This is a genomic window from Rhodococcus sp. NPDC060176 (assembly GCF_042728675.1).
Taxonomy (GTDB): Bacteria; Actinomycetota; Actinomycetes; order Mycobacteriales; family Mycobacteriaceae; genus Rhodococcus_F.
The window spans coordinates 46,711-67,802 of sequence record NZ_JBHWYS010000004.1; the positions used below are offsets into that span (position 1 = coordinate 46,711).

Genomic DNA, 21,092 nt, shown 5'->3' on the forward strand with positions numbered 1-21,092 from the left:
ACCTCAGGTCGGGGCCTATCAGGTGGTCGTTGCGGTCAACTGCATCCAGACTGCCGATGCCCAGGCGCCTGATAGTGGTACCACTGAAGGTCTCTGTCTCATCCCTTGGAATTGAGACACCAGCCCGTTCGCGTGTGGAGTCGGGTGTTGCCCCAGCTCACCCCGTCTCAGAAGTGCGTACCAAAACTGGCGTCTCGCCGTTGTTCAATGGGACGACTTATGAGACCCCACGACGGACAACAGGATGGCACAACATTTCGGCGCGGGCCGCTCGACGACATCATGTGCCGGCACCCGCTCGGATCGTCCTGGCCTCTCCTGCTGCCCTCGACTATGCCCGAGAAGGTGGCATATTTGTCGTACCCGCCTTGGGTCGATCCCTCGTTGACACGATCGAAACCTTGACCACCGAGAGGACGCAACGATGGACACGCAACCGCACGGGCGGCGGAGCAACAAGTTTTTGATCGATTACCCCATGAAGGATGTGACTGTCGGTCGACGTTTCGGTGGAATGCCCGAGGGCGAGGGTCGCTGGCAGCGGATTCCGCACTTGGGTGTCCTGTGGACGGACGACAAAGAAGCGCTACAGCTCGGTTGGCTCGATGATGCAGATCAGGATGCCGCAAACGCTCTTGCGCGCCGGATGGTTCTGATGGCTGTCGAGGGCATGTCCGCGACAGCCGCGTTCGACATGATCGCCAGCGAGAACCAGAAGTACTTGATCATGCACGGTGATCTCGCTGACCGCGGCGAAGACAACTTCTGGAACTAACCGACAGTTCAGTCAAGATGAAAATTCACAATGCAAACAGTGCTTCAACCAGCGCCGGCCGCAACCTACTGTCCCAGCGATTGCGCTTTGCCCCGTTGGGGATGATCGATTACGAAGGAACCCGAATCCGCAACCGTCAGTCGAAAATCGATCGATATTCGCCATCTGGTCAGCCGCGGCGATTGCGCAGGTGGAGTGTGTCGAAAACCCGTGTCGACAATCAACGTCGAATCGCTGCGGGCGTCCGGGGTTTCCGACGGCATTAAAGGGATCGAACCCGGTCGCTGCAGATCAGTTCGCATGTCAGCGCGCAGAGGCGGTGTGGCAGAGATGGACAGAAGCGATTGGTGAGCGGTCATCCTCCACCTGAATATTTGAGTGGCCATGGCGACGGAGGGTCGGCTCTAACTTCGTGATCCGATTCGATCATTGTGAAGGTGCGAAATCTTGTATCCATCTGGACCGCGGCGAAGCCATTACTCGGCGGCAACACGGCAGGGTTGAACCGAGCTGAGAACCTGGGAAGCGCATCGGGGATCGGGCGTTCGGACCCCTACAACGTTCGCGGGCGATGGCATCGCTAGTTTCCGGTTCGTCCTCGATGTGGACCAATACCAGTAGTTTCTCGCCAGCGGTCGCTACGCCGGGCTCGATCTGAAGCGACGCAGCCAGCGCGCAAACAGGGTCAGTTCAACCTCTTGTTCAGAGGGGCGGCCGGAACGCATTCGCACTCGAGTTACGGCCCGTATTTGGATCATCGGTAGTGGCGGACAAAAGTTCTTCGTTTTTCCTTGGACAGTGACGATGGGTTCACGTATGTCCGAAATGTCGTCCCCATCGGGGACGCCTCAACCCCGCGCCTTCAGCGCCGCCCGCGCAGCATTGAACCCACCCATCCCGTGGACCCCGCCGCCTGGGGGAGTCGCGGACGAGCAGAGGTAGACGCCCGGGGCCCCGGTGGCATAGGGGTCCAGCCCGAACCGGGGGCGCGCGATGATCTGCCGCGCAGTGTTCGCCCCCGCGGAGATGTCGCCACCCACGTAGTTGGGGTTGTACGCCTGCATCTGCGGCACATTGCGCACGTGGACGCCCACGATCCGGTCCCGGAACCCCGGCGCAAAACGCTCGATCTGACGCGTCACCGCATCGGTAGCGTCACCCGGATAGCCATGCGGCACATGCGCATACGCCCACACGGGATGGATGTCTCCCGCAGATCGGGAGGGGTCGGCTAAGAACTGCTGACCCAACAGAATGAAGGGCTTGTCCGGCATCTGACCCCGAACGGTCTGGCGTTCGGCAGCAGCAGTTTCCGAAATCGTCCCGGACAGATGCAGGGTGCCGGCCTTGCGGGCATGCGGATTCGTCCACGGCACGACGCTTCCGTCAGAGTCACTACGCACGGCGTAGTCGACCTTGTAGGCGGCGGTGCCGTAGCGGAATTTGCGATAGGCCCGGGCAATGCGGTCAGGCTGCCGGCCGTCGAGCAGACGACCGGCCGCGTCTGGTGCGATATCGAGCATCACGATGTCGTAGTCGGCGATCTGGGAGTAGTTGGTGACCCAGTTCCCGGTTTCGATGGTGCCACCGAGGCTGCGCAGGATCGACGCGAGGGCGGCTGCAATTGAGCCCGAACCACCTTGTGCCACAGGCCAACCGTGAGCATGAGCGGCCGCAGTGAGCATCGACGCGACAGCGCTAGACATGGGAAGGTCCAACCGCCCGAACATGTGTGCCGCGACGCCACCGAACAGCGCCCGCGCCTGTGGGGTCTTGAACATCCGAGCGAAACCCGTCGCGGGAAGCAAAGCGCCCGTCCCGAAACGCGCGAGCATCAGTGGGTGCTTCGGAACGTGCACGATCGGCTGGAAGACGTCCTGCACCAACTCGTCGAAGTTCTCGGCGAGGTATCCGAAGACGTCGAGCCAGCGCTTACCGTCGACACCCAATCCGTCAGCGGTCCGGTTGATGTCGCGCCACAGAACCCCGGCGGTGCCGTCGTCGAGTGGGTGGACCAGTTGGATCTCGGGCCACAGCCACGTCAGGCCGTGCTTGGCGAGCCCGAATTCGCGGTCGAGTTCCTTGAAGTAGGGAGACGCCAAGGCCGTGGGATGGAAGGCGGAGCAATCGTCGTGGACGAGTCCGTCGACTATGTATTCGCTACTGCGGGTGCCACCGCCGATCTTGTCCGCACCCTCGATGACATGGACGTCGATTCCGGCGCGGGCGAGTTCGATCGCCGCCGCGAGGCCGTTGGGGCCACTGCCCACCACTACTGCTGTTGTCATTTGCTCTTCGCCACCCGTCTTCTCAAGGGTGAGCCTACGGAAATTACAGCGATGGCATTCTGCGAGCAAACAATTCAGGCCTAGACCTTGGTTGATCGATCAACTTTTGTTACAGTTCGAGGCGCACTGGCCGCAGCTGATTCTTATCGCTGCGGCCAGTTGTTGCATTCATCGCCCATCGCGCCTGTTTCCTGCGGATTCGGTATCCTGTGAATCGGAACTTCTCTGCACAGACGCAGCTCCGAAATCTGTCGAGGGGCCTTCTGGCTCCCTGCATCGCCGCAGTTCAGAGCAATTATAGGGCTACCTTAGTTGCGCCCGTGCCGGGGTTCTGAATTATCGTTTTCGTTACACGGTTGACTCACAAAAGTTTCAACCGACCGAAGACTCACGTCGCCGGGTGCCAGAACGCACACCATCGCGTCTGCGCAGGGCGGCTACTTCGGTGGTACCGAACACATCGTCGTGTCGGTGCTTTGAAGGACTTGCATTGCAAGTTGATGGCCATCAGCGCTGCTGGTCGTCGGTGCATCTTTATGGCATACGAAGGCTGGGTATGAAGCAACTTCCAGGCCCCCAGGGCCTCTATCACCCGTCCAATGAGCACGACTCCTGTGGAGTCGCATTTGTTGTCGACATGCATGGTCGCCGCAGCAGGGACATCGTCGAAAAGGCGATCACCGCTCTGGTCAACCTCGAGCATCGCGGCGCTGCCGGATCCGAACCCAACACGGGTGACGGTGCGGGCATTCTGCTGCAGGTTCCCGACAAGTTCTTCCGAGCTGTCGTGGACTTCGCGCTGCCCGCCGAAGGCGCGTACGCAACCGGTATCGCATTCCTCCCGCAGGGCGACGCCGATGCACACGAGGCTGCTGCTGCAGTCGAGAAGATCGTCGTCGAAGAGGGCCTGAAGGTTCTCGGTTGGCGCGAGGTCGGAACCGACGACTCCTCGCTGGGCGCACTGGCGCGCGACGCGATGCCGACGTTCCGTCAGATCTTTATCGGCTCCGAGGGTGACAAGTACACCGGCATGGATCTCGAGCGTCGTGCATACGTGGTGCGCAAGCGCACCGAGCACGAACTCGGCTCCGAAGGCGCCGGCAAGGGTGGCCCGGGTAGCGAGACCGTGTACTTCCCCAGCCTGTCCGGCCAGACGTTTGTCTACAAGGGCATGCTCACCACCCCGCAGCTCAAGGGTTTCTACCTCGACCTGCAGGACGATCGTGTCGAGAGCGCACTGGGCCTGGTCCACTCGCGCTTCTCCACCAACACGTTCCCGTCGTGGCCGCTGGCGCACCCGTTCCGCCGGGTCGCTCACAACGGTGAGATCAACACCGTCACCGGCAACGAGAACTGGATGCGCGCTCGCGAGTCCCTCATCGACAGCGACGTCTTCGGTGGCCGCGAGAACCTGGACAAGATCTTCCCGATCTGCACCCAGGGCGCCAGTGACACCGCTCGTTTCGACGAGGTGCTCGAGATGCTGCACCTCGCCGGCCGCAGCCTGCCGCACGCAGTTCTCATGATGATCCCGGAAGCCTGGGAGAAGCACGAGAGCATGGACCCCGCTCGTCGGGCGTTCTACGAGTACCACTCGGCCCTCATGGAGCCCTGGGACGGACCGGCGTCGGTGTGTTTCACCGACGGCACCGTCATCGGCGCCGTGCTGGACCGCAACGGTCTGCGTCCGTCGCGTCTGTGGATCACCGAAGACGGCCTCGTCGTCATGGCGTCGGAGGTCGGCGTCCTGCCGATCGATCCGTCCACCGTGGTCCGCAAGGTCCGCCTCCAGCCCGGCCGCATGTTCCTCGTGGACACCGCGCAGGGCCGGGTCATCAGCGACGACGAGCTCAAGTCCGAACTCGCTGCCGAGCACCCGTACCAGCAGTGGATCGACGAAGGTCTGATCCACATGGACGACCTGCCGGACCGCCCGTACACGTACATGTCGCACGAGCGCGTCGTTCTGCGTCAGCAGCTCTTCGGCTTCACCAGCGAAGAGGTCAACCTGCTGGTCAAGCCGATGGCACTATCCGGTGCCGAGGCTCTGGGCTCGATGGGTACCGACACTCCGATCGCCGTGCTCTCGTCACGTCCGCGGATGCTGTTCGACTACTTCTCGCAGCTCTTCGCTCAGGTCACCAACCCGCCTCTCGACGCGATCCGTGAAGAGGTTGTCACCAGCCTCGGCGCGACCATCGGCCCCGAGGGCGACCTGCTGCACCCGAATGCGGACTCCTGCAAGCAGATTGCGCTCCCGCAGCCGATCCTGCACAACGACGATCTGTCGAAGCTCGTTCACGTCAACGACGACGGCGAATTCCCGGGCTTCCGCAGTGTCGTGATCCGCGGCCTGTACCCCGTCAAGGAAGGCGGCGACGGTATCCGTCGTGCGCTCGAGGGCATCAAGTACCAGGTCTCGCAGGCAATCGAGGGTGGCGCGCGCATCGTCGTGCTCTCGGACCGTGAGTCCACCGAGGATTACGCGCCGATCCCGTCGCTGCTCCTCACCTCAGCGGTGCACCACCATCTGGTTCGTGAGAAGTCGCGCACCAAGGTCGGCCTCATCGTCGAGGCCGGCGACGCCCGCGAGGTGCACCACATGGCGCTCCTCATCGGCTTCGGTGCAGCAGCGGTCAACCCGTACATGGCTTTCGAGACCATCGACGAGTTCCTGCAGAACGGCGAGCTCGAGGGTCTGACCCTCGAGAAGGGCATCGCGAACTACATCAAGGCAGCCGGCAAGGGTGTCCTGAAGGTGATGTCCAAGATGGGCATCTCGACGCTCGCGTCGTACACCGGTGCTCAGCTGTTCCAGGTCATCGGCCTCTCGCAGGAGCTGACGGACGAGTACTTCACCGGTCTGCAGTCGCAGCTCGGTGGCATCGGCCTCGACCAGATCGCAGCCGACGTCCAGGCACGTCACGCCGTTGCATACCTGGATCGCCCCGAAGAGCGTGCTCACCGCGAGCTCGAGGTCGGCGGCGAGTACCAGTGGCGTCGTGAAGGCGAGTACCACCTGTTCAATCCGGACACGGTCTTCAAGCTCCAGCACGCAACTCGCACAGGCCAGTACGAGGTGTTCAAGGAGTACACGACCATGGTCAACGACCAGTCGGAGCGCCTTGCCGCTCTGCGTGGTCTGTTCGACTTCAACATCGGCAAGCGGCCGTCGATCTCGATCGACGAGGTCGAGCCGGCCAGCGAGATCGTCAAGCGTTTCTCGACGGGTGCGATGAGCTACGGCTCCATCTCCGCCGAGGCTCACGAGACGCTCGCGATCGCGATGAACCGTCTGGGCGCTCGCTCCAATTCCGGTGAGGGCGGCGAGAACCCGTCGCGCTTCACGCCGGACGAGAACGGCGATCTGCGACGCAGTGCGATCAAGCAGGTCGCGTCGGGACGCTTCGGTGTCACCTCGCACTACCTGAGCAACTGCACCGACATCCAGATCAAGATGGCGCAGGGAGCCAAGCCCGGTGAGGGCGGCCAGCTTCCGGCTCACAAGGTGTACCCGTGGGTGGCCGAGGTTCGGCACTCCACACCTGGCGTCGGCCTGATTTCGCCGCCTCCGCACCACGACATCTACTCGATCGAGGATCTCGCTCAGCTGATCCACGACCTGAAGAACGCCAACCCGCAGGCCCGCATCCACGTGAAGCTGGTCTCCGAGGTCGGCGTCGGAACCGTCGCGGCCGGTGTCTCCAAGGCACATGCCGACGTTGTTCTGATCTCCGGTCACGACGGTGGCACCGGTGCCACCCCGCTGACCTCCGTCAAGCACGCGGGCGCACCGTGGGAGCTCGGCCTCGCCGAGACCCAGCAGACGTTGCTGCTCAACGGTCTTCGTGACCGCATCGTCGTGCAGGTCGACGGCCAGCTCAAGACGGGTCGCGACGTCGTCGTCGCTGCCCTGCTCGGCGGCGAGGAGTTCGGTTTCGCCACCGCACCGCTGGTGGTCTCGGGCTGCATCATGATGCGCGTCTGCCATCTCGACACCTGCCCCGTGGGTGTCGCGACGCAGAACCCGTTGCTGCGTCAGCGTTTCAGTGGCAAGCCGGAATTCGTCGAGAACTTCTTCATGTTCATCGCCGAAGAGGTTCGCGAGCTTCTCGCGGAACTCGGTTTCCGCACGCTGCTCGAAGCGGTCGGCCAGGTCGACATGCTGGACACCAAGCGCGCCCTCGAACACTGGAAGGGAAGCAAGGCAGGCAATCTCGATCTGTCGCCGATCCTCACCCAGGTCGAGTCCGCGTTCATGGACCAGGACGTCCACTGCACCGGAACGCAGGATCACGGTCTCGACAAGGCGCTCGATCAGCAGCTGATCGTCTCGGCCCGCAACGCACTCGACAAGGGTGAGGCGGTCTCCTTCGAGTCCGCGATCACCAACGTCAACCGCACGGTCGGCACCATGCTCGGCCACGAGGTCACCAAGGCGTTCGGTGGAGAGGGCTTGCCCGAGGGCACCATCGACATCACGTTCACCGGTTCCGCCGGTAACAGCTTCGGTGCTTTCGTGCCCAGCGGTATGACCCTGCGCCTGCACGGCGACGCCAACGACTTCGTCGGCAAGGGCCTCTCGGGTGGACGCATCGTCGTACGCCCGCCGCTCGATGCAGCGGAAGGCTTTGTCGCCGAGGACAACATCATCGGTGGCAATGTCATCCTGTTCGGCGCCACCAGTGGCGAGGCTCTGCTTCGCGGTGTCGTCGGCGAACGCTTCGCAGTCCGTAACTCCGGCGCCACTGCCGTCGTCGAGGGTGTGGGCGATCATGGTTGCGAGTACATGACGGGTGGAAAGGTGGTCATCCTCGGAGCCACCGGACGTAACTTCGGCGCCGGCATGTCCGGTGGCGTCGCGTACATCTACAACCCCGACAAGGCATTCGAGAAGAACCTCAACACCGAACTGGTGGACCTCGAGGATCTTTCGGGCGACGACTTCACCTGGTTGAAGGGCGCTATCGAACGTCATCGCGACGAAACCGGCTCCGAGGTTGCCACGCGCATCCTCGCTGACTGGTCGCAGCAGGTGGGTCACTTCGCAAAGGTGATGCCCCGCGACTACAAGAAGGTTCTTTTGGCCATCGCGGCCGCAGAGAAGGATGGCAAGAACGTGGACGAGGCAGTTATGGAGGCAGCTCGTGGGTGATCCAAGCGGCTTCCTGAAGCACACGTCGCGCGAACTTCCGGTTCGCCGGCCGGTGCCGTTGCGCCTGCTCGACTGGAAAGAGGTCTACGAGGAGTTCCCGAAGGAAACCCTCAAGACCCAGGCCAGCCGTTGCATGGACTGCGGAATTCCTTTCTGCCACAACGGTTGCCCTCTCGGAAACTTGATTCCCGAGTGGAACGACTTGGTCTACAAGGACCACTGGCACGACGCCATCGAGCGTCTGCACGCGACCAACAACTTCCCGGAGTTCACCGGTCGCCTGTGCCCCGCACCCTGTGAGGCGTCCTGTGTCCTGGGCATCAACCAGGATCCGGTCACCATCAAGCAGGTCGAGGTCGAGATCATCGACAAGGCCTTCGACGAAGGGTGGGTCAAGCCGGTTCGCGCCGCGCACGCCACCAACAAGAGGGTCGCGGTTGTCGGCAGTGGTCCGGCCGGTCTGGCTGCAGCGCAGCAGCTGACCCGCGCCGGTCACGCAGTGACGGTCTTCGAGCGGGCGGACCGCATCGGCGGCCTGCTGCGCTACGGCATCCCCGAGTTCAAGATGGAGAAGCGGCACATCGACCGCCGTCTCGAGCAGATGGAAGCCGAAGGCACCGTCTTCAAGACCAACGTCAATGTCGGCGTGGACATCACCGCGGACGAGCTGCGCGAGCAGTTCGACGCAGTGGTTCTGGCCGGTGGCGCCACCGCTGCTCGCGATCTTCCGATCCCGGGCCGCGAGCTGGACGGCATCCACCAGGCGATGGAGTTCCTGCCGATCGCCAACCGCGTGCAGTTGGGCGACCTCGACGCTCCCACCATCACCGCTGAGGGCAAGAAGGTTGTCATCATCGGCGGCGGCGACACCGGGGCCGACTGCCTCGGCACCTCGCACCGCCAGGGCGCGGCCAGCGTCCACCAGTTCGAGATCATGCCGCGTCCGCCGGAGACTCGCGCCGAGCAGACTCCGTGGCCGACGTACCCGCTCATGTTCCGCGTGGCTTCAGCTCACGAGGAGGGCGGCGAGCGTCTGTTCTCCGTCAACACCGAGAACTTCGTCGGTGAAAACGGCAAGGTCACCGGACTCAAGGCCCACGAGGTCGAGATGAAGTCGGGTCGCTTCGAGAAGGTCGAGGGCTCGGACTTCGAGCTCGAAGCCGATCTCGTGCTCCTGGCCATGGGCTTCGTCGGTCCCGAGAAGCCGGGTCTGCTCACCGATCTCGGTGTCGACTTGAACGAGCGCGGCAACGTCGCCCGCACGTCGAAGTGGAACACCAACGTCGACGGCGTGTTCGTGGCCGGCGACATGGGCCGCGGTCAGTCCCTGATCGTCTGGGCCATCGCCGAGGGACGTTCCGCAGCAGCGGCTGTGGACACCTACCTCGAGGGTGTCACCGCCCTTCCATCACCGATCCACCCGACAGCGGCTCCGCAGCGCTAGAGGCTCTTACAAACCGCACCCCACCGCATTCGGTGGGGTGCGGTGTTGTTTCTGCCCGCAATTCGCACGATCTGTAACAAACCTTCATCAATCGTGCATCGGACAGACATACCGCCCAGGCAGTATGATTCCTGAGCATCGACAGTGGTGTAAGGGTTGTTTCAGGTAAATCAGGGGAGTTTCATGCGTGCGAGGCGTCTCGTTGCGGTGTTGTCGGCACTTGCTGCGGCAGTAGTGGTACCGGTTGTCAGTGCTCCCGTGGCGTCGGCTGATCCCTGCCCCAGCCTCTACGTCGTGGCCATCCCAGGAACGTGGGAGCCCTCGGGCACCAGGCCCGGCGCCGGCATGCTCGCCCCGGTGACCAACGGGCTTCCGGGCTCGGTGCGCACCGACTACGTCACCTACTCGGCGACGGCGTTCCCCTGGGAATCCAACGTCTACGCCAGGTCGAAGCAGCAGGCTGTCGACAATGCCCGCGGCATGATCGGCGCCATGGCCGCCTCGTGCGGTGACACTCGCTTCGCCATCGTCGGATACAGCCAGGGTGCCGACGCGGCAGGCGATCTCGCCGCCGAGATCGGAACCGGCATCGGCGTTGTTCCGCCGACTCGCGTGGAGGGCGTCGGCTTGCTGTCCGATCCCCGTCGTTCCGAGTCCGACGTCCTGATCGGACCTGCTGTCGGTGGTAGTGGTGCAAGTGGCCCGCGCATCGGCGGGTTCGGTTGGCTGTCAGGCAAAACGGTGACGCTGTGCGCGGTCGGTGACCTGTACTGCTCGACGCCCAAGGACGATTTTGTGATGCGTCTGGCTGGATTCATGGCTCAGGCGTCCGATCCCACTCCCGCAAGTGCGCTCGCGCTGCGCGACGAGGCCGCCGTGATCGTCAACGATCTGGTGACCGCTGGCGGGCTCCCCGCACTGATCGCTCAGCTCGATCCGGGCGCGAATTCGCGACGCGTCGATCAGTTGGTCGACTTCTACGGCTCGCAAGTCCACACCGACTACACGCGTTACGTCGTTGACGGCGCGGGCAATTCGGCTACATCCTGGCTGCACGGCTGGTTGGCCGGCAAGGCCTGATCAGCAGTACGTCTGCTGCGCGGTGTCGACGTAGATCTCGGCGATGCGCTGCGAGGACATCGGCGTGATCTGCGAGTACACCTCGCCCACGGAGTTGAACTCCGCCAGCACCTCGGACCGAGGCATGCCGTCGGCAAGAGCCTTGCAGGTGCCGTCGGCGTAGAGGATCTCTGCGGAATCCATTCCGGCGGGCGGGATCCCGGCCAGGCGCAGAGCGGCGATGTACCGCTGCCCCTTCTCGCCTGCGTTCGCGACGATCTCTTCCGGTGACCGTGCGTCGATGGGTGCGTTTGGCTGTGGCACTGCGTTTGCCGGTGGCGCTACCGGTGGGGGCGTCGATTCGACGACGCTCGGCGCGGCTTCCGGAGTTACGGCAAGCGGGCTGGTCGGCAGCTCGGACAGCGTACTGGGGGCAGTCGAACTCGACGTCGCCGCCACCGACGTACTGGTAGCAGCAGATGTGGATTCCGCTGCATCGCTGTCGGATTGGCTGCTGCAGCCGCTGAGGAGTAGGCCCGCTGCCGCGACGCAGAGGACCAGTCTGTTCGTGTTCATCACCCGTGAGTGTTACACACCGTACCGCTTAGTTTGTCCGTTTTAAGGAAACTCCCTTTTGCCCTGTTTTTAAGTCGAAGTCCTGTGATATACATCTGTTCAGTTGTTACTTGTGAGTAGGAGCACACCGCAAGACCTTGTCGGCGGCGGTCGAAACACAAGCAATGACTGCGAGTTTCGTCCCCCATCACATAAACGGCAGGGAGAAATCAGTGCAGAAATCTCACAAGAACGGCAACAGACGTCTCGGCACGCGCGTGGCCGTTATTGCAGGTACCGCAGGTGCGGTCCTCGCGTTCGCGGCGCCGATGGCCTCGGCTCAGGATCCGGTCGACAATTCGGTACCCGGTGCCGCAGTGTGTCCGGCTGCTGCCGAATCCTGTGTGTCGGTTGTGGTTCAGAGCGGAACCTTCGACAACAACGGCTTCAACCTCCCGATCGGAAAAGGCGACATGATTATCGCCGCCGAGGCCGGCTCCGGTGAAGGTGAGTCCACCGTTCTACTCCCTCGCGACGACGGACATAACGGTGTTTACTCCAAGCCGTTGACCGTTCCGGGTGGAGTTCTCGGAATCGACCTGCCGTTCGGCAATCTGTTCGGCCTCGCCGCAGTCACCGCCGAGGTGGAGGCGACCGCTGCCCCGACCCTCAACGGCATCATCACCGACATGGATCTGAGCATCCCGGTGCGGATGAAGATCAACAACGCGTTCCTCGGTGACAACTGCTACCTGGGCTCCGCGGCTGCGCCGGTGAATCTCCGTCTCGCGCCTGACCCGTCGGTGGTACCGACCTACACGGTGCTGCCGTCGACTGCGCTGAAGGTGAGCCCGGTTGGGAACGAGGCCACCGGCTTCGCGCTCCCCGCCGCCAGTGGCTGCGGACCGTTCGGAGTGCTGAATCCGATCGTCAACTGGCGAGCAAAGGTACCGGCCACGTCCGGAACCTCGCTCAGCACGATCTCCGACGCCTACCTGTACCCGGGTGGGCTCACCGGTAGCGATCCTCTCGACGATCTCGGCGGCGGAACAGGATCCAGCGGTTCCAGCGGCTCGAGCGGTTCGTCCGGAAGCTCCGGTTCCTAGAAATTCGGATGCCCAAACGCAGCGATGGTGACGGAATGTCACCACCGCTGCGGCGTCCGACCTGTAATAACCTGTGCCTCAGGGTGGGCGAAGGCGGCACTCCATCAGGAGGATCTGCGCGGCCACGAAATCACAGGGGAGTCCTCAAACATGTTTCGAGACAGCGTTCTTGCCAGTCCGCTCCTGCGTCGGGGTGTGACGGCACTGGCAGTGGCGGCCGCGGCCACGATGTTTGTCGGCACTGCAGCAACGGCGGAGCCCACAGCGGTCGCCGGTGAGGTGTCCGCGGACTCCATCGCGGTGGCGCGCACTCAGGCCATCGGAACGACGGTCACCGTCGTGGGAACCGCGACAACGCCGTCGGGAGTATTCGAATCCAGCTTCTACGACAAGGGCTTTGGTCTCCAGAGCGGCAATTCCGGCATCTACATCAGTGATCCGAACAATTCCGGGATTGCTCTCGGCGATCAGGTTCAGGTCACCGGAGTCCTCGCGGATCAGGAGGGCCTGCTCGTCGTCCGCCCGACTGCCGTCGAGGTAATCGGTACAGCCACCCAGGTCAGCCCGGCGCGATTGCCGCTCAATGCAATCGGTGAGGCCAGCGAAGGGCGGCTCGTGACAGTGTCCGGGATCGTGAGTGGACCCGTCGTCGACGATCTGCCGTACGGCCACAAGATCCTGGTCTCGGGCGTCGACGGAAACACTGTCATCTTCGTCAACACCCAGACCGGAATCGACGTCGACGCCATTGCAGTGGGACGCCCGATCACCGTCACCGGTTTCAGTGGCCAGTACGCCAGCACCTACGAGGTTCTTCCCCGTTCGGAAGCCGATGTGCAGCAGGGTTTCACGGGCAGCCTGAGCTTCGGCAGCTGACCTAGATCTCGAACCGAGCTCCGACGCGCATCGATCCGGGCGACAACCGGCTGATCGTGCGTCCGAGCTTGGCTTCGACGGTGACGGGTACGACGGCTTTGTTCGTACGAACTGCTTTCACGATGGCGCTGGCGACTCGATCAGGCGTGAAGTTTCGTTTGCGGTAGAAGTTGTCGACCTTGGTCTGGTTCTCGAGCTGCTCCTCGGCGGTGGTCCCGGCGAACTCGGTGGTCTTGAGGATGTTCGTGTGAACGAGGCCGGGACAGATGGTGCTGACGCCGATGCCGTGTGGAAGCAGCTCTGCCCGTAGGCAATCCGAGAGCATGAATACCGCTGCTTTGCTGGTCGAATACGCGGTGAGGGCCTTCTGTGGTGTGTACGCGGCGGCCGAGGACAGGTTGACGACGTGCCCTCCTGTTCCCCGGTCGATCATCATCGGGGTGAAGGCGCGGCAACCGTAGACAACTCCCCAGAAGTTGATGTCCATGACGCGCTCGAACTGGCGCTGCTCGGTGTCGGCGAACGTTCCCGAGAACCCGATTCCGGCGTTGTTGACGACGATGTCAGGTACACCGTGATGTGCCGCGACCGTCTCCGCGAACCGAATCACGGCCTGTTCGTCGGACACGTCCACCTGATAGGCGTGGGCACCGCCACCGAACACTGCTTCGGCGCCGCCGGCTTGCGAAGGGATGTTTACAAGTGCCGCAGTGTCCTGCGCGCTTTCGAGATTGATGTCGGAGACCACGACGATAGCTCCCTGGGCGGCGAAGGCGAGGGCCGTTTCACGCCCGATGCCGCTGCCCGCACCGGTGATCACCACCAGCGTGCCGGTGAGATCGCGCAGTCGACGCTGCAACTTCGTTCCGCGTCGCCAGCCGGTGACGTCCTTCAGTAGCCCCATTGGTTGCCCTTTTCGTGTGTACGTTTGTGGCGTGTGTCTCTAGCTGACTTCCCCTCTGCGAAAGGTATCCGATGAGCGAGCTTCGTGTAGTTGCAACCATCCCGGCCAAGTCCGGTTCCGAGGACGACGTCCGATCGGCTCTGACAACTCTCGCGGAGGCGAGTCGGTCCGAGGACGGCTGTGTGTCGTACGAACTGTTCGAGTCAGCGGCTGCGCCCGGCACCTTCGTCACGATCGAAACTTGGCGCGGGCAAGAGGAGTTGGATGCCCACATGCAGTCCCCGCATTTGCAGGCTGCGCTGGCCGCTGCCGGTCCGCTCCTCGACGGCGCTCCGGCGATTCATCCGTTGAAAGGCGCCTGAATCAGAATGAATTCCTGACCTTCGCTAAGGGCCTGACCTGCGAATGTCGCTGGAAAACTGACCAATCGTCGCGCTTCATTCCACTGAGCGGGACCTGCGACTAATACCTGTGCCTTAAGTCACAAACTGTCTCGACAATGCTTCACATCACAGTTTCTGACCTGGAGGTTTTGAATGAGTCGCAGTTCTCGGCGCGGTCACCGCAAGGTTGCCGCCGTCGCGCTGGCAGTCTCCGCCGGCCTGTTCGTCTCGTCGTGCGCTGACAGCGGGAACGGGGGTGGGAGCGGAGACGCACCGGATTCCGGTTCGGGGTTGTCCATCGGCCCGGTCAACGAGCAGTCCGGCGAGGGTGACGCGGTCAAGGGCGGCACCCTCACGTTCAGCGGGTACTCAGCCGTCACCAATCTCGATCCGGCGAAGACTCAGATCGCCGGTTCGGTCGCCGGTTCGGAGTTGGGCGCCATCTACGACACGCTCCTGCGGTACGACCCGGCGTCCAAGGAATTCGTTCCGAAGCTCGCAGAGTCGATGGAGCCGAGTTCGGACTTCAAGACGTGGACCCTCGAACTGCGCGACGGTGTGAAGTTCAGCGACGGGACGCCGGTGGATTCGGCGGCCGTCTCGGCGAGTCTCAATCGCTACGTCACCAACAAGGGACCGCAGTCGAGTCTGTACGCGTCGAAGGTCGCGTCGGTAGACACTCCGGATCCGTCGACGGTCGTCTTCAATCTCGTCGACCCGTGGACCGGTATCGAGTCACTGCTCTCGACGGGCCCCGGCATGATCGTCGCGCCGAGTGCCCAGCAAGGTGATCAGTTCACCCCGATCGGCGCGGGTGCGTTCACCCTCGAGAAGTTCGCTCCCAACGAGGAATTGATCCTCGACGCTCGGGAGGACTACTTCGACGGTGCCCCGAACGTGGACAAGCTGCGGTTGATCAGCATCGTCGGTTCGCAGTCCACCACCGAATCGCTCAAGAGCGGCGGCACGGACGTCGCGTACATGCGTTCGCTACCGAACGTGCTGGATCTGATCGACTCCGGCTACCCGGGCTTCGTCGACATTCCGTCGCTGTCCTACCTGTCGCTGGTCAACACGGCACCCGGTCGTCCCGGTGCCGACGTGCGCATCCGTCAGGCATTGGCACTCGCAACCGATCCCGTCGCACTCGACAACCGACTCAACGAAGGTAAGGGTCTGCCCGGGCAGGTCATCTTCCAGGACACCTCCCGCTGGCACAACGACGTCGCTCCGATCGGCGTCGACACGACCAAGGCGAAGCAGCTGCTCGACGAGGCCAAGGCCGACGGTTACGACGGCAAGATCACATACCTGACGCTGCAGGAGAATTCGGCGCAGGCGATGGCTCTGGCACTGCAGTCGATGGCCAACGCCGTCGGTTTCGATTTCCAGATCGAGTACGTCAACTCGGTTGCCGACGTCGTCAAGCGTTTGTACGCCGACCGCGACTTCGACATGGCAACAGGTTCCGCCAGCCTCGCGGAAGCCGATCCGTTCGAGCGTCTGTACTCGAATCTCAAGTCGGGTGGACGGAACAACGCCACGAGCTTCTCCGACCCCGAGATGGATACGCTGCTCGACCAGTTGGGTGTCGCGACGTCGAACGACGCGAAGATCGAGGTGCTCGCCAAGATTCAGGAGCGCGCCAACGAGGTTGTGCCGTGGCAGGTTTACGGCAACACCCCCTGGCTCGGTGTGTGGGGACAGAACGTCCACGGCATTCAGCAGAGCCTCGACGGAATCATGTTCTTCGACAAGGCCTGGAAGAACTGACAAGACCCGAGAGGCGTCCCCCACGGGGGACGCTTCTCGGCATCAGAGTGATCAAGAAGTGAGATCGAGGGCAGCGCGGACGATGCTGTCGGAGTCGAGGCCGTGGTACCGGTAGACGTCCTCGAGCGAACCGACCTGACCGAACCGGCTCACTCCGAGCGCAGCGCCCGGGACGTTGTTGATTCCCGTCAGGAACGCGAGGGTGTGCGGGTGCCCGTCGAGAATGGTCACCATCGGCGCGGACCGGCTGCTCGGAAAGACCTGATCCAGGATCCACGACGGGCCGTCCGCGAGGCCGCGCCGAGACTGGAGCGCTTCGAAGAGCAAGCCCGGGCTGGTCACGCACACGACGTCGGCGGAAATGCCTTGCTCGCCGAGTCTTTCGGCTGCGACAAGTGTTTCGGTGACGGTGGCACCCATGCCGACCAGAGTGACGGCAGGATCAGGATTCTGCCGCAGCGTGTAAGCCCCGGCGACCACCTGACGTCGACGGCGTTCTCGCGCCGCCGGATCGGTCGGTACTGCGGCCAGGGCCTGATCGACCGGACGGGTCGACAGACGCAGATACGACGAGCTGCCATCGGAGCGGCCCAGGCGTCCGATGCTGTCGAGGAGCGTCCATTCGACGTCGACGGCAAACGCCGGTTCGAAACTGACGCATCCCGGCTGTTCGAGACCGATGGACGGGGTCTTGATCGACTGGTGCGCACCGCCTTCGGCAGCCAAGGTGACGCCCGATGGAGTGCCGACCATGATCGACTGTCCGCCGGCGTAGATGCCGTACGACCACGGTTCGAGAGCCCGCTCGATGAAGGGGTCGTACATCACGCCGATGGGGAAGAGCGGCTGGCCCCAACGACTCCACGTCGCGCCGAGTTCGCCCATCAACCCGACCAGGTTGGTCTCGGCGATACCGAGTTCCATGTGCTGACCGGTGGGCTTCTCACGCCAGTGCATGATCGTTTCGGCGTCGTCGGCAAACCAGTTGTGCCGCTCGTTGGGTGACCACACCCCGACCTTGTTCAGCCACCCCGCCAGGTTCGTGGTGGAACTGACGTCCGGGCTCAGTGTGACAACACGTTTCGCGGCGTCCGGTGCTTCGCGGCTGAGGTCGAGTAGTACCCGGCCGAGTGCTGCCTGAGTGGTGGACGTGCCGGAGGGCGTACGCCCGACGTCTTTCGGAACTGCCGGGGGCACCAGGTGCTCCACCTTCGGGCGAGCTAGGCGCCCAGCGGTTTCGGCGCAGATACGGCCCGACGGGCTGTCGGTCTCGAACCGTTCCCAGGGCTTCGACGGATCCATGCCGAGCTCCGCCGCCAGGTGCTCGTACTGCTCGGTGGTGAGCAGCGACGAATGGTTCTGCGGGTGGCCCTGCGTCGGCAGGCCTCGGCCCTTGATCGTGTACGCGATGATCACGGTGGGGCGGGTGTCGTCGATCTGCGCGTAGGCCTCTCGCAGAGCGTCGAGGTCGTGGCCACCGAGATTGCGGATGGCTTCGAGCACCGTGGCGTCGTCGAGGTCGTTGATCAGCGATGTGATCGCGTCGGCGTCCGCCGCGTCGCCGGGCAGTCTCAGACGAACCTCGTCGGCCGTGCATCGCAGCAGACGCTGGTACTCCGGATTCGGCATGTCCAGGATTCGTTCGCGCAGCGCGGTGCCCCCTGGCCGGGTGAACAGTGATTCCAGCAAAGCGCCGAACTTCACGGTGATGACCTGCCAGCCGGCACCCGAGAACATGCGTTCCAGGCGAGTTGCCGCGATGTTCGGCACCACCCGGTCGAGTGATTGGCGGTTGAGGTCGACGATCCACACAATCTCACCCAGCTCGGCGACCGAATGATCGAGAACTGCTTCCCACACAGCGCCCTCGTCGAGTTCGGCGTCACCGACAAGGGAGTACTGACGCCCGGTTCCGGCGCCGCCGAGGGAGGCGTCGACGTATCGGCGAGCGATGGCGCCCCAGATGGGAGCCGTCGCGCCGATGCCCACCGATCCGGTCGAATAATCCACCGGATCAGGATCTTTTGATCGACTCGGGTAGCTCTGCAGGCCCCCGAACTCGCGCAGCGTCGTCAGGTAGGACTCGTCGAGTTCACCGAGCAGATAATTGATGCCGTGCAGCACCGGAGCCGCGTGCGGCTTGACGGAAACCCGGTCGCCGGAACGAAGTTGGCCGAACCACAGCGACGTCATGATCGAGACCATCGACGCGCACGAGGCCTGATGACCGCCGACCTTGAGCCCACTGGGATTCGGCCGAACACGGTTGGCGTGATGGATCATCGCGGTCGACAACCACAGAACGCGCTTCTCGATCTCCGCCAGTGACTCGGGAGCGTTCTGGTTGATGCTGGGGCTGTTCACGGCCGGTCCTGCCTTCAATAGTGGACATCGATCACCGCACCGCCTGTACCCCAGATCGTGGGGCCGACGATGTGGTTGTGATGTTTGGCAGGACTTCCTGAGGCCGAACCGTTCGGTGCGGCAAAATCCAGCCGCACCTGTCGATCTGTTGTGCAGATTCTGCGTCAAAGTCCATCATCGGCATACAGATTGGGCAATAGCTACCCACTGGATTGAGCAATGTGCGCAACACCGAGGGCTGTGTGCCGCGACAGGTGGGCACAATGCTCAGTGCACTGCGAGTCGCGCGCGGTCAATCCATCAGATCGTGGACGTAGCACCAGCGCCAGGATTCGCCGGGCTCGTGCGAGCGCATGACCGGGTGCCCGGTTTCACGGTAGTGATTGGTTGCATGCTGGTGAGGGCTGGAATCGCAGCATCCGACGTGGCCGCAGGACAGGCACATGCGCAGGTGAGACCAGTTATCCTCGCCCAGTTCGGCGCACCCCTGGCAGACGCCGGGCGTCAGCGCCGCCGGGTCCGTTTCGGGCGCATTGGTTAGTTCCTCGCAACCGGTCGGAGCGGGTGCGGGCTGCTGCGTGCGAGCTGCTGCTCGCTTCAGGATTTTCTTCATCGCCTTCCATACTGCATGCTGCCAGGGTGAACGGCATATTACTGGGGGTTGTAGTAGCGGCGTTGCTGGTGGCGGCGGTCGCGCGAAGGTTCGGGCTGTCTTCGCCGCTGATCCTTGTCCTGGTCGGTTTGATCGCCTGCCAGATACCGGGTGTTCCGGAGTTGGAACTCGATCCCGACCTCGTCCTGTTTGTCGTGTTGCCCCCACTTCTGTACTCGGCAGCGCTGGACAGTTCATACCTGGCTTTGCGCTCGAATCTGCGTCCGATCGGATTTCTCGCGGTGGGGCTTCCCCTGGCGACGACGGCCGCGGTGGGCTTTGTCGCCTATCTGATCGTGCCGGAGTTCTCGATAGCGGCTGCGCTGGTTCTCGGCGCCATCGTGGCGCCGCCGGACGCGGTGTCCGCGAGCGCAATCGGACGCAAGCTCGGTCTGCCACGCCGAATCATGACCCTGCTGGGCGGCGAGAGCCTGCTCAACGACGCCACCGCTCTGACGGCGTACAAGGTCGCTCTCGCGGCTGCCGTCGGTACGGGTGCGACGCTGATCGGCGGCTTCGAGACCTTCCTCGTCGCGGCGGTCGGTGGAACGGCGATCGGCCTCGCCGTGGGGTTTGTCATCTCGAAGGTTCGCGGCAAGCTCCAGGATCCGGTGATGGAGAGCGGAATCGGACTGGTGGTGCCCTTCTTCACCTACCTGGCTGCGGAGGAGGTCCACGCGTCGGGCGTCATCGCGGTTGTCGTGGCCGGGTTGTTCCTCGGCCAGCGCTCCACCCGTGCGAGCTATGCGACGCGTTTGCAGGACACGGCAGTGTGGAAGGCCGTCGACCTGATTCTGGAGTCGTTCGTCTTCCTGCTGATCGGTCTCCAATTGCCCAGCGTCGTCAACGGATTGCAGGGGTACAGCACCTCGATCGTCGTCTTGGCGTCGGTTGCCGTTCTCGTGACCGTGGTGGTGGTGCGGATCGCCTGGGTGTTCCCGTTCACGTACGTACCGCGCTGGCTGTCTCCTCGCATCCGAGCGAGGGAGCCGGAGATTTCGGCTCGGGCAGTGTTCGTCGTGTCGTGGGCCGGTATGCGAGGGGTCGTGTCACTGGCGGCTGCCTTCGCGATTCCGTTGACGGTCAACAGTGGCGAAGACTTCCCCGGCCGTTCGCTGATTCTCTTCCTGACCTTTGTCGTTGTGGTCGGCACGCTACTGCTGCACGGTCTGACGTTGCCGTGGGTCATCCGTGTCCTCGGCGTGCAGGGCAACGAAGCGCAGTCCGACGCACGCGCTGAGGCGGCAGCACAGGACAAGGCTGCGCGGGCCGCTGCGGCGCGGCTGGACGAGTTGGTCGGAGCCGACGCCGACGACGTTCCTCAGGTCCGCAATCGTGCCGCAGACATCTTGCGAAGCTGGAATACCCACCGCGCGAACTCGGCGTGGGAGCGACTCGGGCGCAGCGACGAGGATCTGGGGGAGAGCCCGTCGAATGCCTTCCGCTCGCTGCGCCTCGAGATGATCGATGCCGAGCGAGGTGTCTTCATCGCCGAGCGCGATGCCGGCCGGATCGACGACGAGGTGCTCCGAAAGGTACTTCGAGAGCTCGATCTCGAGGAAGCGACGCTGGATCGCGACTAGATCTGGACTAGACCGGCTGGTCTGATCTCGGCGAGGGTATTCGCTGGCCAGGGTCGGTTTACCCGACCGTTGAGGCCTGCAACTTAACCGATTCCACTGAGCGAGACTCGATCCAATTTTCTGTGCCTCCCGTCACAGACTGTTTCGTGTTCAACATCACGTCATGGTCTTACCC

The 21,092-nt window shown here is 63.3% G+C and carries 14 protein-coding genes; 9 read left to right on the plus strand and 5 right to left on the minus strand.

Annotated features, from left to right (window positions below; genetic code table 11):
- Nucleotides 1–424 precede the first annotated feature (424 nt).
- A complete protein-coding gene (locus ACFWEM_RS19855) occupies nt 425–775 on the plus strand; it encodes a hypothetical protein (RefSeq protein WP_378536256.1) in 351 nt (116 codons plus the stop codon).
- An 848-nt stretch (nt 776–1,623) separates the two neighbouring features.
- Here ACFWEM_RS19855 and ACFWEM_RS19860 read toward each other — a convergent pair.
- Nucleotides 1,624–3,063, minus strand: a complete 1,440-nt coding sequence (locus tag ACFWEM_RS19860; protein WP_378536258.1) for a phytoene desaturase family protein — start codon at nt 3,061–3,063, stop codon at nt 1,624–1,626.
- A 556-nt stretch (nt 3,064–3,619) separates the two neighbouring features.
- Between ACFWEM_RS19860 and gltB the strand changes: the two genes are divergently transcribed.
- The 3 genes from gltB (at nt 3,620) to ACFWEM_RS19875 (ending at nt 10,742) form a co-directional block, all read left to right on the plus strand.
- The gene (gene gltB / locus ACFWEM_RS19865; RefSeq protein WP_378445322.1) at nt 3,620–8,218 is read left to right on the plus strand and encodes a glutamate synthase large subunit; all 4,599 of its coding nucleotides are present in this window, start codon (nt 3,620–3,622) and stop codon (nt 8,216–8,218) included.
- The gene (locus ACFWEM_RS19870; RefSeq protein WP_378445324.1) at nt 8,211–9,662 is read left to right on the plus strand and encodes a glutamate synthase subunit beta; all 1,452 of its coding nucleotides are present in this window, start codon (nt 8,211–8,213) and stop codon (nt 9,660–9,662) included. The genes gltB and ACFWEM_RS19870 overlap by 8 nt, the downstream gene beginning before the upstream one ends.
- A 183-nt stretch (nt 9,663–9,845) precedes the next feature.
- Nucleotides 9,846–10,742, plus strand: a complete 897-nt coding sequence (locus tag ACFWEM_RS19875; RefSeq protein WP_378536260.1) for a cutinase family protein — start codon at nt 9,846–9,848, stop codon at nt 10,740–10,742.
- Here the strand turns inward: ACFWEM_RS19875 and ACFWEM_RS19880 are convergent, their stop codons facing one another.
- Nucleotides 10,743–11,297 carry a DUF732 domain-containing protein gene (locus tag ACFWEM_RS19880; protein WP_378536262.1) on the minus strand — a complete coding sequence of 185 codons (555 nt, stop codon included), beginning with the start codon at nt 11,295–11,297 and terminating at the stop codon, nt 10,743–10,745.
- Between the two features lie 212 nt (nt 11,298–11,509).
- Between ACFWEM_RS19880 and ACFWEM_RS19885 the strand changes: the two genes are divergently transcribed.
- Nucleotides 11,510–12,382, plus strand: a complete 873-nt coding sequence (locus ACFWEM_RS19885; protein WP_378536264.1) for a hypothetical protein — start codon at nt 11,510–11,512, stop codon at nt 12,380–12,382.
- 150 nt (nt 12,383–12,532) lie between these two features.
- Nucleotides 12,533–13,258, plus strand: a complete 726-nt coding sequence (locus ACFWEM_RS19890; protein ID WP_378536266.1) for a hypothetical protein — start codon at nt 12,533–12,535, stop codon at nt 13,256–13,258.
- A 1-nt stretch (nt 13,259) separates the two neighbouring features.
- Here the strand turns inward: ACFWEM_RS19890 and ACFWEM_RS19895 are convergent, their stop codons facing one another.
- On the minus strand, nt 13,260–14,162 hold the full coding sequence (locus ACFWEM_RS19895; protein ID WP_003943614.1) for an SDR family NAD(P)-dependent oxidoreductase: 903 nt from the start codon (nt 14,160–14,162) through the stop codon (nt 13,260–13,262).
- A 71-nt stretch (nt 14,163–14,233) separates the two neighbouring features.
- On the opposite strand from ACFWEM_RS19895, the gene ACFWEM_RS19900 reads away from it, so the two are divergent.
- On the plus strand, nt 14,234–14,524 hold the full coding sequence (locus tag ACFWEM_RS19900) for a putative quinol monooxygenase (RefSeq protein WP_003943546.1): 291 nt from the start codon (nt 14,234–14,236) through the stop codon (nt 14,522–14,524).
- 174 nt (nt 14,525–14,698) lie between these two features.
- Nucleotides 14,699–16,318, plus strand: coding sequence for an ABC transporter substrate-binding protein (locus ACFWEM_RS19905; protein ID WP_378536268.1), 1,620 nt, complete (start codon nt 14,699–14,701; stop codon nt 16,316–16,318).
- A gap of 51 nt (nt 16,319–16,369) precedes the next feature.
- Here the strand turns inward: ACFWEM_RS19905 and ACFWEM_RS19910 are convergent, their stop codons facing one another.
- Both ACFWEM_RS19910 and ACFWEM_RS19915 read right to left on the minus strand, forming a co-directional pair.
- A complete protein-coding gene (locus ACFWEM_RS19910; protein ID WP_378536270.1) occupies nt 16,370–18,682 on the minus strand; it encodes a pyruvate dehydrogenase in 2,313 nt (770 codons plus the stop codon).
- A gap of 292 nt (nt 18,683–18,974) precedes the next feature.
- Nucleotides 18,975–19,295: a UBP-type zinc finger domain-containing protein gene (locus ACFWEM_RS19915; RefSeq protein WP_317553788.1), complete on the minus strand. Its 321-nt coding sequence runs from the start codon at nt 19,293–19,295 to the stop codon at nt 18,975–18,977.
- A 26-nt stretch (nt 19,296–19,321) separates the two neighbouring features.
- On the opposite strand from ACFWEM_RS19915, the gene ACFWEM_RS19920 reads away from it, so the two are divergent.
- The gene (locus ACFWEM_RS19920; protein ID WP_378536272.1) at nt 19,322–20,917 is read left to right on the plus strand and encodes a Na+/H+ antiporter; all 1,596 of its coding nucleotides are present in this window, start codon (nt 19,322–19,324) and stop codon (nt 20,915–20,917) included.
- Nucleotides 20,918–21,092 lie beyond the last annotated feature (175 nt).

Bases quoted from the DNA above. Each gene is read 5' to 3' on its own strand.
- ACFWEM_RS19875 (WP_378536260.1), top strand. From the start codon at position 9,846: ATGCGTGCGAGGCGTCTCGTTGCGGTGTTGTCGGCACTTGCTGCGGCA.
- gltB (WP_378445322.1), top strand. From the start codon at position 3,620: ATGAAGCAACTTCCAGGCCCCCAGGGCCTCTATCACCCGTCCAATGAG.
- ACFWEM_RS19890 (WP_378536266.1), top strand. From the start codon at position 12,533: ATGTTTCGAGACAGCGTTCTTGCCAGTCCGCTCCTGCGTCGGGGTGTG.
- ACFWEM_RS19855 (WP_378536256.1), top strand. From the start codon at position 425: ATGGACACGCAACCGCACGGGCGGCGGAGCAACAAGTTTTTGATCGAT.
- ACFWEM_RS19880 (WP_378536262.1), bottom strand. From the start codon at position 11,297: ATGAACACGAACAGACTGGTCCTCTGCGTCGCGGCAGCGGGCCTACTC.
- ACFWEM_RS19905 (WP_378536268.1), top strand. From the start codon at position 14,699: ATGAGTCGCAGTTCTCGGCGCGGTCACCGCAAGGTTGCCGCCGTCGCG.
- ACFWEM_RS19915 (WP_317553788.1), bottom strand. From the start codon at position 19,295: ATGAAGAAAATCCTGAAGCGAGCAGCAGCTCGCACGCAGCAGCCCGCA.
- ACFWEM_RS19895 (WP_003943614.1), bottom strand. From the start codon at position 14,162: ATGGGGCTACTGAAGGACGTCACCGGCTGGCGACGCGGAACGAAGTTG.
- ACFWEM_RS19860 (WP_378536258.1), bottom strand. From the start codon at position 3,063: ATGACAACAGCAGTAGTGGTGGGCAGTGGCCCCAACGGCCTCGCGGCG.
- ACFWEM_RS19900 (WP_003943546.1), top strand. From the start codon at position 14,234: ATGAGCGAGCTTCGTGTAGTTGCAACCATCCCGGCCAAGTCCGGTTCC.